This is a genomic window from Nocardia sp. CA-107356 (assembly GCF_050946365.1).
GTDB lineage: Bacteria > Actinomycetota > Actinomycetes > Mycobacteriales > Mycobacteriaceae > Nocardia.
The window spans coordinates 7492339-7506871 of sequence record NZ_CP191992.1; the positions used below are offsets into that span (position 1 = coordinate 7492339).

Sequence of the window (14533 nt, forward strand, 5' to 3'; positions counted from 1 at the left end):
ACATTGTGCACCACACGGTCCGCCAAACTGAAGGCAGATGACAACAGTTTGCCACGACCGGCGCGGCGTAGGGTTCGGAGCACGATGCGCACGCTCTTGATCGACAATTACGACTCGTTCACCTACAACCTGTATCAGCTGATCAGCGAGGTGAACGGGGAAGAACCCACGGTCGTGCGCAATGACGAGGTCGACGATATCGGGCGGCTGCGGCTGGAGCGCTTCGACAACGTCGTCATCTCCCCTGGTCCGGGCCGCCCGGATGTCACCCGGGATATCGGTATCTCGACGGCGGTGATCCGCGAGACCGAACTGCCTTTGCTCGGCGTCTGTCTCGGACATCAGGCACTTGTCATCGCGGAGGGCGGCATCGTGACGACCGCGCCCACCGCACGGCACGGGTATCTCGATCACATCGAGCACGACGGCAACGACCTGTTCGCCGGCCTCCCCGAAGGTTTCACCGCGGTGCGGTACCACTCACTCTCCGCACAGCGGCCGCTGCCGGACAGTCTCGAGATCACCGCCGTCGCGGCCGATGGGGTGATCATGGGCGTGCGGCATCGGAGCAGACCGCAGTGGGGGGTGCAGTTCCATCCCGAGTCGATTGCCAGCGAGTACGGCGCGGCATTGCTCGGCAATTTCGCGAAACTTACTGCGGGCCAGCGTATTCGGTCGAGTATTATCGCGCCTTTCGAGCATGCGGAGCCGCTGACGGGCGGTAGACACGAGTATCGGGAATCCCGGCGCTCCTGGCAGTTGCGGCATTCGGTGATCGAGCGGGCGATCGATACCGAGGCCGCGTTCATCCGGCTATATGGCAACTCCCCCACGGCATTCTGGCTCGACAGCGAACATGTCGAACCCGGGCTGGATCGGTTTTCATTTCTAGGTGATGCGAGCGGGCCGCTGGCCGAGGTGATCCGCTATCGGGTCGGCGAGGATGTGGTGACGGTCGAATCCTCGGACGGGAATCGGCGAACCGTACCCGGCGGAATTCTCGACTATTTGGCCGGGCAGCTGCATCTGCGGCACACCGAACTACCGGAACTCCCTTTCGATTTCGCGTGCGGATATGTCGGGTACCTGGGTTATGAGGTGAAGGCCGATTGCGGGGCGAATGCCGCGCATCGCGCAGCGACGCCGGATGCGCAGTGGATCTTCGCCGACCGGATCGTCGTCGTCGACCATGTCGGCGGGCGGACCCATTTGCTCGCACTCACCGATCCGACGCCGGAAGCCCTTCGGGCGGGCGCGGATTGGTTGCGCGATACCCGCGAGATCCTGGAATTCCTGCCGACGTGGGCGAATCCGCCGACACTGGAGGTGTTCTCCGATACTGCCGCCATCGCACCGCTTTTCACCCGGGGGCGGGAGCGGTATCTCGCCGATATCGCGGTCTGTCAGGAGCGGCTGCACGCGGGCGAGTCCTACGAAATCTGCATTACCGACAGCGCGTCCATGGCGGCCGCCGAATCCGACGGCCTGGACTTCTACCGCACCCTGCGCCGCTGCAATCCCGCCCCGTACGCGGCGTATCTGCGCTTCGACGATCTCGAAATCGCCTGCTCCTCACCGGAACGCTTCCTCAAGGTCGACCGCGCACGCACCGTGGAAAGTAAGCCGATCAAAGGCACCGCGCCGCGCGGGACCACCGCCGTCGAGGACGAGCGGCTGCGCCGCGAGCTGGCCGACAGCCCGAAGACCAGGGCCGAGAACCTGATGATCGTCGACCTGCTGCGCAATGACCTCGGCCGGGTCTGCCAGATCGGCAGTGTGCACGTGCCGAAATTGATGGCCACCGAGACATATACGACGATGCACCAATTGGTTTCGACCGTGCGCGGCACACTGCGGCCGAATGTCGATGTCATCGATTGTCTGCGTGCATGTTTTCCCGGCGGCTCGATGACCGGGGCGCCCAAACTGCGGACCATGGAGATCATCGACGAGCTGGAAACCGAAGCGCGCGGGATCTATTCGGGCACCATCGGCTTCCTCGGGCTGGCTGGCACCGCCGACCTCAATATCGTCATCCGCACCGCCGTGCGCCACGACGGACGCTGGCGCATCGGCGCCGGCGGCGCCATCGTCCTCGATTCGGATCCCGAGGACGAGTATCACGAAACCCTGCTCAAGGCCGCCGCCACCTACCGCGCCGCCACCCGCTGAACACTCGAGCCGCCACTTGGGCACTCGAGCCGCCACTCGCTGAACACCCACGCGGCCACCCGCTGAACACCCACGGGCCACCCGCTGAGCACTCACGCGGCCATGGTCCGACTCGAATCCGCACACCTTCTCGGGCTTTGCGACCGGCTGCGGCCCGCAGAACCCCCGAGAAGGCGCGGCGGTTATTTGCGACGGCCGCGTTTCGGGGGTTCGGGGGCGGCTGGCGGCTCGTGCGTTCTGCCGGTGAAGCGGCCCAGCAGGGAGACGCCGGGAAGCTTGGCAAGCGCGGCGAAGACATCTTCGCCGAGGCCGATCATCGCCTCCAGGCGCGGCAGCAATCGGTCGTAGGCGGCCAAGGCCGGGTCGGCCAGCGCCAGGGTGCGGTCGAGGCGGTCGATGGTGGAGTTGAGCCGGTCGATGGCGGTCGAGAGGCTTTCGATCAGATCCGGCAGTTGGGCCGCCAAGTGCGCCGAGGCCGGTGGCAGCCGCACCGCCACGTCGAAGGCCTGACCGGCCGTCAGCTGCGCGGCGTCCAATGCTTGACTCGCCGCCGATTGCGCGGCCTCCACCGCCGACTGCGCGGCCGCCAAGATGTCGCCGGGACTCGGCACCCGTCCACCCGACGCTTTCGGAGTCGAACCCTTCCGGCCCGCTCCCTTCGGGGTAGTCATGCCTCCACTCTGCCGCACCCCGCGTGCTGGCGACCGGATATCCCCAACCGACCGGTTTGTGTCGCCGACCGCGCGCCACCAGCACACACCTGCCGACCGAACGCACCCGCACTGCCGACCGCCGCAGCCCCGTCCGGCCGCGTGAACTGCGTGACGCATTCGCTCGCATCGCCGAACCGGACCACCGGCCGATTCGGCGTGTCGGACCTTCGTGGCATAGTTCGAGCACGATGAAACTGAGCAAAGGGGCCAATGCGCCGGTACCGACTTCCCTTCTTGCCGTGGTCATTTCATGGCGGTCGGAGCATGCGGTGGATGCGCATGCGCTATTGCTGGCGGATGCGGGTGCGGTGCGCACCGATCGGGATCTGGTGTTCTTCAACGCACCCCGGCATATGTCGCAGGCGGTGACGCTCGATCAGGAGCCCGCGCCGGGTACCGCGCGATTGAGCGTATCGCTACCGCGCACCGAGGCGGATGTGGCACGGATCGTCGTCGCCGGATCGGTCGACGACGGAACCTTCGGCGATATCGCGGGTCTGACCCTCACGATCGAAGCCGCCAACGGACCGATCGCCCGGTTCGACATCGCCGATACCGATGCGGTGGCCGCGATGATGTTCGGCGAGTTCTACCGCCGCGACGGCCAGTGGCGCTTCCGCGCGATCGGGCAGGGCTGGGCCAGCGGGCTCGCCGGACTCGTCACCGAATTCGGCGTCACCGTCGGCGATCCCGCCGAGCGAACACCCGAGCGCACACCCCAACCCGACCCGCCCGCCCGGCCACCCTTGCAACCATCCACTTCCTCGGCGCGGCAACGCGTTTCGGCGGCCGGATCGGCCCGCACAGCACCGGCCGGATCGTTCGGCGCGGCCCAGCCGCGGCAAGGTCACCCCGTCGTGCCCTGGGACGAGGGCGACCCGTCTCCGGCCCGACCCACCCGCATCGACCGAGCGGAACAACCGTTGCGGCCGACCGAATCCCCTGACGACCACCTACCTACCCGACCGCAGGCGCCCGCCGAAGTCGGTAACGACCAGGCCGAGCAATACACCGAGCCTCGCGATCGAGCAGACTGGTCGCGGCCGAGCAGACTGGTCGACCTCGATCGCAGGCGGCACGAAGTCGAACCGCCCGTGCCGCCACCGCCGAATCCCGAACGCGCGCAATGGCATTCGGATCCCGAGGATCCTGCGCGGATGCGTTGGTGGGATGGCGCCGAATGGACGAGCGCCACGCGCGCGCGACCGCAAGCCGGACCGCGCGGCTGTGAGCGGTGTGGAAATCCTCGACGGCGCAAGCTGTTCGGCGGGCTTGCGCCCTGTGAGCGCTGCGAGCGTGAGATCGAGGAGTTTCTGACGCACTGGCATACCCAGGCTTGGCGGGTGCTCACCGGATTCGGGCCGCGAGGGGCAGAGTGGGCGGGGCTGTGGGCGTCGCTGCGGTATCAGCGGATTGATGAGCAGTTGGGGCGGGCGGCGTTGCGGGATGTCGCACTCAGTTATGTGGAGCGGTCGGTCACCTTCGCCTTCGCGGATGGGGAGATCGAGCAGGCCGAATTCGAGGCGTTCGAGTACGCGATCGAGGAGTTGGCGCTCAGCGGGCCGCTGGTCGAGGATCTGCGCAGGCGGATGTATCGCGGCCGCACCCTGTCCCGGCTGCGCGGCGGCGATCTGCCGGTGGTCCGCACACCCGGCCTGCACCTGGATCCGGAGGAGAAGGTGCATCTCGATCTGCCCGCGGTGCACGTCCGCCAGCTCGCCAGGGGCCCCAAGCTCACCGACGGCAGGCTGATCGCCAGCAATAAGAAATTACGCTTCGTCGGCACCGACATCGGTACCGAACTGCCGTGGAACCGGGTGGTTTCGGTGCGGGTCGAACAGCGCACAGTGGTTATCGCGGCGACCTCGGCGCGCGGCGGCGCCACTTTCGATGTCGACGATCCGGATTACGTCGCGGCCGCCCTGGAAGGCGCGCTGCGGGTCGCCAAACGCCTGATCCTCACCCCGGGACAGCGCGACACTCGCAGCATCCCCCAGGAGGTCAAGGCCGAAGTGTGGCAGCGTGACGGCGGCAAATGCGTCGAATGCGGCGACGGCCACTACCTCGAATTCGACCACATCATCCCGCTCAGCCGCGGCGGCGCGACGAGCGCGACCAACCTGCAGATCCTCTGCCGCGCCTGTAACCGTGCCAAAGGCGCGCGGATCTGATTGCGCCATCGCGCCCGGATCAACCGGACGGATTCGACCCCACCCACCCGCCCGGACCAGCTCGGCGATCTGGCCTCGGGCCAGCACCTCGCCGCGCACCTGCACGAGGTTCCCGCCCTGGTCATCGTCAGCCGGTCACGTGTCCGATACCGCACGCGTCCGTGCATCGGAACACCGGTGTGGCGAATCAGGCATATGCGATGAAGCACGTTGAGCCGCGTACCGTGTCGCCGTAGCGTGCGATATACCGAACAGGGCCGTTTGGAGGGAGTGGGATCATGCGGGTTGCGGTAGTCGGCGGAACCGGGGTGCTCGGGACCGCAGTGGTACGGGAGCTCAGCGCCCGCGGACATGAGGTTCGGGTGGTGAGCCGGACCGCTCCCGCAGATCGAGTAACCGAGCACCGGGCCGCCGATCTCGCCACCGGATCCGGACTGGAATCCGCAGTGGACGGGTGCGATACCGTCGTCGACGCGGTGAGCGCCCGTAGCCGGACCCGGTCGGTGATGGTGGACGGAGTGCGTCGGCTACTCGAGGCCGAGCGGCAGGCCGGCATCGGCCACCACGTCGAAATCTCCATCGTCGGTTGCGATCTGGTGCCCATCGCCTACTACAAGGCGAAAGTGGCCCAGGAGCAGGTGGTCACCACCGGTGAGATTCCGTGGACGCTGTTGCGCGCCAGCCAATTCCACGAACTCGTCACCGAAATGCTCGCACTGCCAGCACGATGGCGGATCGCCCCGCACACATCGGCGAAGGTACAGCCCATCGATGTGACCGCCGTCGCCACTCGGCTGGCCGACGCGGTGGACAATGGACCGGCCGGACGCATCCCCGATATCGCCGGGCCGTCCGTGCACACCATCACCGAACTGGCCGATATCTATCGAAAGCACACCGGCCGCAAGCTGTTTCCGCTGCCGGTACCCATCCCGGGCCGCATCGGGCGGGCGCTGCGTTCCGGCGCCCTCTGCCTGGACGGGCACGGCGAGGCGATCGGCATCGGCTACGCCGAATGGCTGTCCCGGCTCACTCGCTGATCAATCCGGCGGTCCGCCCCAGATCCGCCAGCATCGCATCGAACAGAATCTCCGGCTTCGACAGCGGGATCGGATAATTCCCGAACACCTCGAGCGTGACATGCCCGTAGAGCCGGGCCCAGATCTGGATCATCAGATATGTCACCCCGAGATCGAGTTTTTCGGCCGGAAATTTCTGTCCGGACTCCGAAAGCGCCGCCAGCAGCTCGGTTTGGAACAGCACCAGATCATCGCGCAGCTCCGCCGGAATCACATCGGTCGGCGGCGTCACGACATCATAGGTAGCCAGCAGCCGACCGGTGGCGGCCAGGAAGATCCGCCCGAACGGTTCGTCGAATCGCCGCAGCATTCGCGCGCGGCCCGCACCGGGCGAGGCGAACACCAGGGTGAATTCCCTGGTGTGCGCCAGCGCCCAGCGCCGGAAACCCTTGCAGATGGCGAAGAATTGCACCGCACCGTCATCGGGCAGCGTCGCGATCTGCTCGGACAGCTCGGCGGCGAGGTCCGCACAGAACTCCAGACGCAGGCTCTCCAGCAGGTCCTCGTGGGAGTTGTAGTACCGGTACAGCGCGGGCGCGGTGATGCCGAGCTCGCGCGCGATGGCCCGCAGCGTGACCGCGTCGGGACCATGTTCGACCAGCAATGCGCGGGCCACCCGGCGAATATCCGCATCCGATACCACCGGCGCCCGCCCCCGCGGCCTCGAGCTGTTCATAAGGGGATTCAAGCGTATTCGACCTCCCAGCGCTTGATGCCGTTCAACCAACCCGAGCGCAGCCGCACCGGATCGGAGACCTGCCGCAGATTCGGCATGACATCGGCGATGGCGTTGAACATCAGATCGATCTGCAGCCTGGCCAGGTTGGCGCCGACGCAGTAGTGCGTGCCGGTACCGCCGAATCCGACGTGCGGGTTGGGGTTGCGCAGCACATTGAAGGTGAACGGGTCCTCGAAACCGTCCTCGTCGAAATTGGCCGAGCTGTAGAACAGGCCGACCCGCTGCCCCTTCTTGATCTCCTGGCCGCCGATTTCGGTGTCCTGGGTAGTGGTGCGCTGGAAGGCGGTCACCGGGGTGGCCCAGCGCACGATCTCGTCGGGCGCGGTGCGCGGGCGCTGCTCCTTGTAGAGCTCCCACTGCTCCGGATTGTCGACGAAGGCCTTCATACCGTGGGTGATCGAGTTGCGGGTGGTCTCGTTGCCCGCGACGGACAGCAGGATCACGAAGAACGCGAATTCGTCCGACCCCAGGTTCTCACCGTTGATATCGGCGTTGATCAGCTGGGTGACGATATCGTCGGCCGGGCAGGAGCGCCGCTCCTCGGCCATATTCCAGGCGTAACCCATGACCTCGGCGGTCGCGGCGTGGTGGTTGCCGTCGAATTCCGGATCGTCATAGGAGATCATCTGGTTGGTCCAGTCGAAGAGCTTCTTGCGGTCGTCCTGCGGGACGCCGATGAGCTCGGCGATGGCCTGTAGCGGCAGTTCGCAGGCGACCTGTTCGACGAAGTCGCCGCGGCCGGTCCGCTTGGCCTCGTGCACGATTCGGGCCGCGCGTTCGGTGAGTGCCGCGCGCAGGCTCTCCACCGCGCGCGGGGTGAAGCCCTTGGAGATGATGCGGCGGGTTTTGGTGTGCTGCGGCGGATCCTGGTTCAGCATCAGCATATTGCCGAGCATGTCGATCTGCTCGCGGGTGGTTTCCTCGTTGAACCGGATGATCGCGGTGTTCTCGTGCGAGGAGAACACCTCCGGATTCTTCGAGATCTCCTTGATGTGTTCGAGCTTGGAGACGACCCAGTACCCGCCGTCGTCGAAGCCGCTGGCCCGTCCGGACTGTGCGCACCACCAGACCGGCGCGGTCCGGCGCAACTCGGCGAATTCTTGGATGGGCAGGCGGGTGGCGAGCAGGTCGGGATCGGTGAAGTCGAATCCTGCGGGAATCGCTGGCGTGGTCACGGTCACGGCTATCTCCTACCGGTCTGACTTGGGCTGCAGACCTCACAACGTTGTGTGGAACAGGTTCAACGAGATAAAACCACACAACCGGGGTCCGTGAACAGTGTTTAGTAAAACCTGTTAACTGAATGGCGGTTGCCACCCATTAGCGCCACATATAAATAGCAATCCGCTATAATTTCTGCCGTGATCGCTTAGCGCGAAACGGTGGACGTGGCACCGCGGACCGCCTGTAATGGGACTCGCCAGGTTCGACTCCCTGTTCGGAGGTCTTCCCCATGCCCAGCCTGTACGAGCACGCCGGTGGCGATGAGCCATTGCATCGCATCGAAGCAGCCTTCTACGACAAGGTGCTCGCCGATCCGGTGCTGAAAACCCAGTTCACCGAGCGCCGCCCGACCCACGTCGACCACCTCACCTGGTTCACCGCCGAATCCTTCGGCGGACCGGACCGTTTCACCCGCGACCTCGGCTTCGACTACATCATCGCCGTGCACCGCGGCCTCGAGATCACCGACGAACAGCGCGAGCGATTCGCCCAGCTGTATCTGGAAGCGTTCGAGGAGGCCGGCCTGCTCGACGATCCGGCCTTCCGCGATGCGGTGCGCGAACACGCCGAATTCGGCGCGCATGTGGCACAACAGAATTCGCATGCCAAATCCGATGACGAGCTGCACCCGATCCGCGCGGTGCCACACTGGACCTGGGATGGCCAGGACTGACTACCCGGTCAGGCGCATGACCAGGTCCAGCACCAGCCGCGGCATTACCGCATCGAGATCGGCCGTCTGATCCTCGGGTGTGCCGCGGGTATGCGCCGCGACGGCGAAACCCGCTCCGTACGACGCCGATGCCACCTCGAGCGGCCCGCTATCGGACCAGCCCCATTTGGTGCCCTCGACCCCCGGCAGCCGTGCGGTCCCCCAGTCCTGGGAGGTGCCGTCGGCCGCCCGGTCGCCCGCCGCGGACATCCACCCGAAGATCGGTGAGCCGGGATCGGTGAGCTGTTTGGTCGCCAGGAAGCTGGCGACGTCGGCGGTGCTGGTGTACGACATGCCCCAGGCCGCACCCGCTTTGGTGCTGGGCAGGCGGTACTCCGCGGCGATGGCGTCGATCGCGTGTGGATACTTGGCTGCCATCGCATCGGCCGCGGAGTCGTCGGAATAGCGGATCATCCGCTCGGCCAAGGCCAGATCCGCCGCGCTACCATCGCCGCGGCGCAGCGCGTAGTCGACCATATAGAGCTTGACCAGCGACAACCCCGTGCGCATCTCGCGTTCATTCGCGGTGCCCCACTCGATACCGGGAATCACCGAACGGAACGAGAACGAGGTACGCGACGGCACATCCCAAGCCGCGTCATCGATCGCATCCGCCGCAGCACCCGGCGCGGCAAACACCAGCACCGCCGCGGCGGCGACCGAAATCGGGAAAGCCAAGCGGCCCATGGTATCCCGCCGCCTACGGCGCTACCGTCAGCACGGGCGGCCGCCAACGCCCGTCGATGGCAACATCTTTCGGCGCATACAGCCGCATGGTGAGCGAGAAGTGGCCCGATGCCGGAATGGGCAGCCAGTTGCCCGTTGGCACGCTCGCACCCGGATCCTCGTTCTGCACCGCCAGATCGACCGAACCGTCCGAATCGGCCACCACCGGAACCTGATGTCCGATCGCGTAGATATTCGCCGGATTCGATACCAGGTAGCTGTCGGCGTCATAGGCGGTCAGCGACCAGAACGCGTCGACCGGTGGGAGTTGTCCCGGTGGGAAATGCAGCCGGAATTTGGCGGGCACACCGTTGCGGTCGGCATTGCCGAATATGCTCGGGTAGATCGCATCCTGCGCCAGGTTGATGCCCAGGCCGAACCACGCGACATTGGCCCGCAGCGGATAGTTGATGCCGTAGGTGCCGACCTCCGGATTATGGCGCCACCCGTTCTCGTTCAGCGTCTTCGGGTCGGTGTAGGTCGCAATCTCCTTCTTCGCCGCATCGGCCGCCGCGGCCTGCTGCTCGGTCGAGACGCCGTGGACACTGCCGCTCGGTCGAATCCCGATGGCGGCGAAGCGTTTCATGGCCGGTTCGTCCTCGGGAGGCGGCGGATTCACCGCCATGACCGCACACATCCTGGTGAAGAATGTCGCCGCGTCCATATCGAGCACCTGCTTCGGCGGTGCGACCTCGGAAGCGCCCGTTGGCGCCTGGGCCGACGGCGACGGCGCGTCCTTGCTCTTGGCCCATGCACCGAGCGGCACCATTTTCAGCTGTTGCTGTAGCGCCGTCACGGCCGGAATGTCATCGGCACCGTTGACCTGGATCCGCCCGATCAACCACACGGTCGGTGTCGGTACCGACAGCCGGGTCATACCATCGGGCACCGTACCCGACCACTTCGGACCGGTAACGATGTAGGTAAAAGGCGGGCCGCCCGAGTTCACCTGCGGCCGAATACTACTCGGGTTGTGCACGGTATTGGTCCAGGCATCGAGCATCTGCATCAGCCAGTAGCGGCCCGGATCCATTGCGGGCACCTGCAATACGATCGGATCGGCCGAAACATCCAGCCACGCGGTCGAATACAGGGTATCGAGGTTATCTCGCACCACTTCACGGCGCTCCGGCGTCGGCAGCGCTACGGAATGCATGAAGGTGTTGGCCGGTGCAATCGTTTCGGCCGCAACCCGCGTGGCGTCCATCAACACCAATGGATAGCCGAAGATGTACGCGTCCTTGGCGATGGCCTCGACACCGTCGGAGGTGGCCGGCGATGTCGACTCGGATGTGTTGCCCGACTTCCCACAGGCGGCCAGTCCGATGCCGGCGGCGGCGAGCCCGATGACCGTCCGGCGCGAGACCAACGGCTGGGTGCGGATGGCACGGTGGCTATTCATCGATCTCCTCGCTCATCCGACTCGGGTCAAACTCGGCGGTTGCCAGCTGCCGTCGAGCACCCGGCCCTCGGGTACATAGAGGCGCAGCGCGAGCCGGAATGTCCCTGATTCCGGAATCGGCAGCCAATTGCCATGTGGCACCTCACCTCCCGGATCCTCGGCCTGGATGGCGAGTTCCACCGAACCGTCCGGCAACGCCACGACGGGACGCTGGTGGCCGACCGAGTAGATCTCTGCCGCGTTCGGTACCAGGAAACGCTCCGCGGTGTAAGCCGTCAGCGACCAGAACGCCCGGGCAGGCGGTGTCTGCCCCGGCGCGAAGCGCAACCGGTACCGCCGCGGGGCTCCCTGCTCCCCCGCATTCGCACTGATCTCTGGATAGACGACATCTCTGGGCAGATTTGCGCCGAGCGAAGTCCACGCGGTGGAGGCACGCAGCAGGTAGTCGGTGCCGTAAGCGCCCAGATTGGTTGCCAAGTCCCAACCGTTGACACGCTTGGCCTTGGGATTGGCGAAGTCCGGGATGTGCAGTTGGCCCGCGGCCACCGCGGCATCGAGGTCAGCGACCGAAACATCCGCCACCGAGCCGCCCGGCTGAATGCCGATCGTCGAAAAGCGTTGCAGCGCAGGGGCATCGTCGGCGGCGGGCGGATTGGTGCGCATCAGTTCGCAGAGCCGGTCGAAAAAGGTACGTCCGTCCATCCGAGCGACCTGCTGCGGTGCCGCCATCGGGGCGATGGTATTCGGATCGATCGCCGGCGTCGGTCTTTCACCGCGCTGCCAGGCGCTCAGCGGCGACACGAACACCTGATGCTGCAATCCCTCGGCGACGGTGAGATCGGCCTGATCGCGCAGTTCGATGCGACCGATCAACCATGCGGTTGCGGTGGGCATCGCCAACGGAGTCAGGTTATCCGGCAGCGTGCCGGACCAATCGGGGCCGGTGATCACATAGCTGAACGGCGGGCTCTGCCCGCCTTTGACCTGAGGTGCCACACTGCTCGGATTGTGGGTCGTGTTGGTCCAGGCGTCCATGATCTGCATCAGCCAGTACCGGTCGCCGTCCATCTCCGGAACCTGCAGCACCACTGGTTCGGCGCCCAGATCGAGCCAGGCTGTCGCATAAAGGGTGTCGACATTCGGCATGACCACCGCGTTCATCCTTGGATCGAACGGGCCGAAGGCGGCGATCCGATTCGCGGGCACGGCCGCGGTATTCGACTGCAGCGTGACATCGATCAGCAGCAGCGGATAGCCGAAGATATAGGCGTCGGTCGCGACCGAGCGCGTATCACTGGGTGGCACACTGCTGGAACTCCCCGGGCCCTCGGAATTCGTCGATTTGCCGCACGCCACCAGGCCCGCGCCCGTTGCGGCACCGGCCAGCAGCAAAGATCGCCGCGACACATCACTCATGGCGTTCTCCCTATTTCCCGATCAGGTCGGACAACTTCGAGAGATCAGCCGGAGTATAGCCACAGATTTGCCATAAATCGGGCAGGCGGCGCTACAGTGCGGTGCGGCGGTCAGCCACTGCCGAGAATCGAATTCATGATCGTGCCCGCACTGGTTGCGACGGCACCGCCGATCATGGCTCCGGCCACCATCTTCGGCGATTACAAAGCACCGCGGGTCCATTTCTCCCAGGCGAAGCAACCACCCGCGTAGCTGATGCCGACTATTCCGGACAGCAGGGCGAACCAGGTCGGATAGCGCACCATCTGCAGCAGTTTGTCCGATAGGGGCGGGGCTTGCGGCGCGGATTCCGGATCTGCGCCAGCGTCACAGAGGCGTCGCCGATCGACATCAGAATGATGTTCATCGCTTACTCCTCGACCATCACGCCCTTTCCATCATCCCATCGTCATCGGGTCCGGCAAGGCCGGAAGGACGTGACTGCGCGTTCACCGAGAAACCGTTACCATCCTCGGTGAGCGAATTACCCCCTTGTCCCGCATCCAGAATGAGCAATCCGAGATGATCCTCGCCACCGCTTACGACACTTGGGCGCAGATCGGCAATCCCACCCCCGAAGCCCCACCGGTGTCCGATAAATTCCTCCAGATGGTCCGCTATCTGACCTGGTTCGTACTGCTAGCCGGCATCTGCGCCATCATCTACGCCGGTGGCCGCTTCGCTTGGGAGAAGTGGACCGGCGGCGGCCTGGAATCCCCGAAGATGGTGGCCGGAGCCATGATCGGCGGTGTCATCGCCACCAGCGCGGGCACCATCATGAACGCCGTCATCGGCACCTGACCCAAACTGGCCGAGGATCAACGCAATTCGAGGATGCCGGCTCGGGCCGCCGCCCGCAGCCAGTCCGGAAACTCGCCGAGCAGGCGGGCATAGAGCTGCGCGTCGTCCACCTGATCGATGTCGTCGAGGGCGAAGAACCCCGCGTTGTCCACGACACGATCCGACATTTCGTCGAGGGTGCGCAGCAGGCCGTAGTTGGCCTTGCCGAGGCCGACGAACTGCCAGAAGGCGGGTAGGCGCGACGCGACGCGCATCAGTGCGGCGATTTCGCGCTTCTTCGCGAAGCCGCCGTCGGTGAAGAACAGCACCAGTGTCGGGGTTCCGCCGGGGCGCAGTGAGGCGATGATGTCGCGCATGATCGGCAGTTCGTCATTGCGGCCACCGATTCGGGCGTAGTCGATGCCCTGGTGGATGCCGGTGAGGTGCAGGAAGGTCTGGGCCCATGCCTCGCCGTGTTCGACCGTGATATCGGGCAGTTTCGCGAAGGACAGGGCGTAGAGGTAGGCCTCCAAGGTGCCGTCTTCATCGAGTTGGGTCGCCACCGGGATCATTCGCTGCACCACCCGGTGTACGACCCGCTTGCTGTATTGCCTACTCATACTGAGGGTTTTGTCGATGACCAGGACCACTCGGGCACGAATCCCGAAGGCGTCCTTGGTGATCAGGACCTTGGCGACTTCACGTTTGCGCAGGTCGAGTTCGGCGCGCTTCTCGTAGGAGAGTTCGGCCTCGCCGGGGACGGCGCGGACCTCGGGAGCAGCCGACGCCGCGGCAGGCGCTGACGCTGTGGACATCTGCCCCGCGACCTGCCCTGCGGATCCGACAGACAAGGGTTCGTCCTCGACGCTGACCCCATGGTCGATGACCAGCGCTGCGAACCCACCCGCATAGCCCTGCCCGACCGCGCGGATCTTCCAGTCGGAATTACGCCGATAGAGTTCTACTGCGATGACAACCGACTCGCTGCCGAGTCCATCGATCACGTACTCGTACAGGGTGTTTCCGGATCCGTCGGCAACGGTCGCAACCGGTGGCGCGAATTGCCCGAAGGTTGCCCCAATATCGTTCAGCGTGATGACCACCCGTATTCGAGCGACTTCCACAGGTACCTCGGTCGAGGAAACAACCAGCGCCGCAGGGGCTCCCGACCGCAACTCGACACCGGGCGCCTGCGGCTGATTGAAGAAGACGAAGTCGGCGTCGGTGCGCACCCGGCCCGCTTCGTTCACCAAGAGCGCCGAAACATCGAACGCGGCCGTCGATCGCACCGAGACAACGACATTCGACACCACCAGCGGGCCGTTCTGTCCTTTGACGAGTGATGTGCCCACTGGAACTC

12 protein-coding genes and 1 pseudogene are annotated in these 14533 nt (G+C 65.4%); 5 read left to right on the forward strand and 8 right to left on the reverse strand.

Annotated features, from left to right (window positions below):
• Positions 1–84 precede the first annotated feature (84 nt).
• Positions 85–2172: an aminodeoxychorismate synthase component I gene (pabB, locus tag ACQP1G_RS33675; RefSeq protein ID WP_433193718.1), complete on the forward strand. Its 2088-nt coding sequence runs from the start codon at positions 85–87 to the stop codon at positions 2170–2172.
• 182 nt (positions 2173–2354) lie between these two features.
• On the opposite strand, the gene ACQP1G_RS33680 is transcribed toward pabB, so the two are convergent.
• A complete protein-coding gene (locus tag ACQP1G_RS33680; protein ID WP_433193719.1) occupies positions 2355–2843 on the reverse strand; it encodes a hypothetical protein in 489 nt (162 codons plus the stop codon).
• A 230-nt stretch (positions 2844–3073) separates the two neighbouring features.
• Between ACQP1G_RS33680 and ACQP1G_RS33685 the strand changes: the two genes are divergently transcribed.
• Both ACQP1G_RS33685 and ACQP1G_RS33690 read left to right on the forward strand, forming a co-directional pair.
• Complete coding sequence (locus tag ACQP1G_RS33685) at positions 3074–5056, forward strand: TerD family protein (protein ID WP_433193720.1); 1983 nt, start codon at positions 3074–3076, stop codon at positions 5054–5056.
• A 278-nt stretch (positions 5057–5334) separates the two neighbouring features.
• On the forward strand, positions 5335–6096 hold the full coding sequence (locus tag ACQP1G_RS33690) for an SDR family oxidoreductase (protein WP_433193721.1): 762 nt from the start codon (positions 5335–5337) through the stop codon (positions 6094–6096).
• Here the strand turns inward: ACQP1G_RS33690 and ACQP1G_RS33695 are convergent.
• Together ACQP1G_RS33695 and ACQP1G_RS33700 are read right to left on the reverse strand one after the other, a co-directional pair.
• The gene (locus tag ACQP1G_RS33695; RefSeq protein ID WP_433193722.1) at positions 6086–6811 is read right to left on the reverse strand and encodes a TetR/AcrR family transcriptional regulator; all 726 of its coding nucleotides are present in this window, start codon (positions 6809–6811) and stop codon (positions 6086–6088) included. The two genes, ACQP1G_RS33690 and ACQP1G_RS33695, sit on opposite strands and share 11 nt — an antisense overlap.
• A gap of 8 nt (positions 6812–6819) precedes the next feature.
• Positions 6820–8049 (reverse strand): cytochrome P450, encoded by a 1230-nt coding sequence (locus tag ACQP1G_RS33700; RefSeq protein ID WP_433209063.1) that lies wholly within the window; start codon positions 8047–8049, stop codon positions 6820–6822.
• A 278-nt stretch (positions 8050–8327) separates the two neighbouring features.
• On the opposite strand from ACQP1G_RS33700, the gene ACQP1G_RS33705 reads away from it, so the two are divergent.
• Positions 8328–8771, forward strand: coding sequence for a group II truncated hemoglobin (locus ACQP1G_RS33705; RefSeq protein WP_433193723.1), 444 nt, complete (start codon positions 8328–8330; stop codon positions 8769–8771).
• On the opposite strand, the gene ACQP1G_RS33710 is transcribed toward ACQP1G_RS33705, so the two are convergent.
• The 4 genes and pseudogenes from ACQP1G_RS33710 to ACQP1G_RS33725 all read right to left on the reverse strand — a co-directional run bounded on the left by ACQP1G_RS33710 (position 8772) and on the right by ACQP1G_RS33725 (position 12760).
• Positions 8772–9497: a hypothetical protein gene (locus ACQP1G_RS33710; protein WP_433193724.1), complete on the reverse strand. Its 726-nt coding sequence runs from the start codon at positions 9495–9497 to the stop codon at positions 8772–8774.
• A 13-nt stretch (positions 9498–9510) separates the two neighbouring features.
• The gene (locus tag ACQP1G_RS33715; protein WP_433193725.1) at positions 9511–10938 is read right to left on the reverse strand and encodes a DUF1254 domain-containing protein; all 1428 of its coding nucleotides are present in this window, start codon (positions 10936–10938) and stop codon (positions 9511–9513) included.
• A 12-nt stretch (positions 10939–10950) separates the two neighbouring features.
• A complete protein-coding gene (locus ACQP1G_RS33720; RefSeq protein WP_433193726.1) occupies positions 10951–12354 on the reverse strand; it encodes a DUF1254 domain-containing protein in 1404 nt (467 codons plus the stop codon).
• Positions 12355–12464: 110 nt separating this feature from the next.
• Positions 12465–12760, reverse strand: a pseudogene (locus tag ACQP1G_RS33725) (hypothetical protein).
• Positions 12761–12915: 155 nt separating this feature from the next.
• On the opposite strand from ACQP1G_RS33725, the gene ACQP1G_RS33730 reads away from it, so the two are divergent.
• Positions 12916–13194: a hypothetical protein gene (locus ACQP1G_RS33730; protein ID WP_433209066.1), complete on the forward strand. Its 279-nt coding sequence runs from the start codon at positions 12916–12918 to the stop codon at positions 13192–13194.
• 17 nt (positions 13195–13211) lie between these two features.
• Here ACQP1G_RS33730 and ACQP1G_RS33735 read toward each other — a convergent pair whose 3' ends face one another.
• The gene (locus tag ACQP1G_RS33735) at positions 13212–14525 is read right to left on the reverse strand and encodes a vWA domain-containing protein (protein WP_433193727.1); all 1314 of its coding nucleotides are present in this window, start codon (positions 14523–14525) and stop codon (positions 13212–13214) included.
• Between the last annotated feature and the right edge of the window lie 8 nt (positions 14526–14533).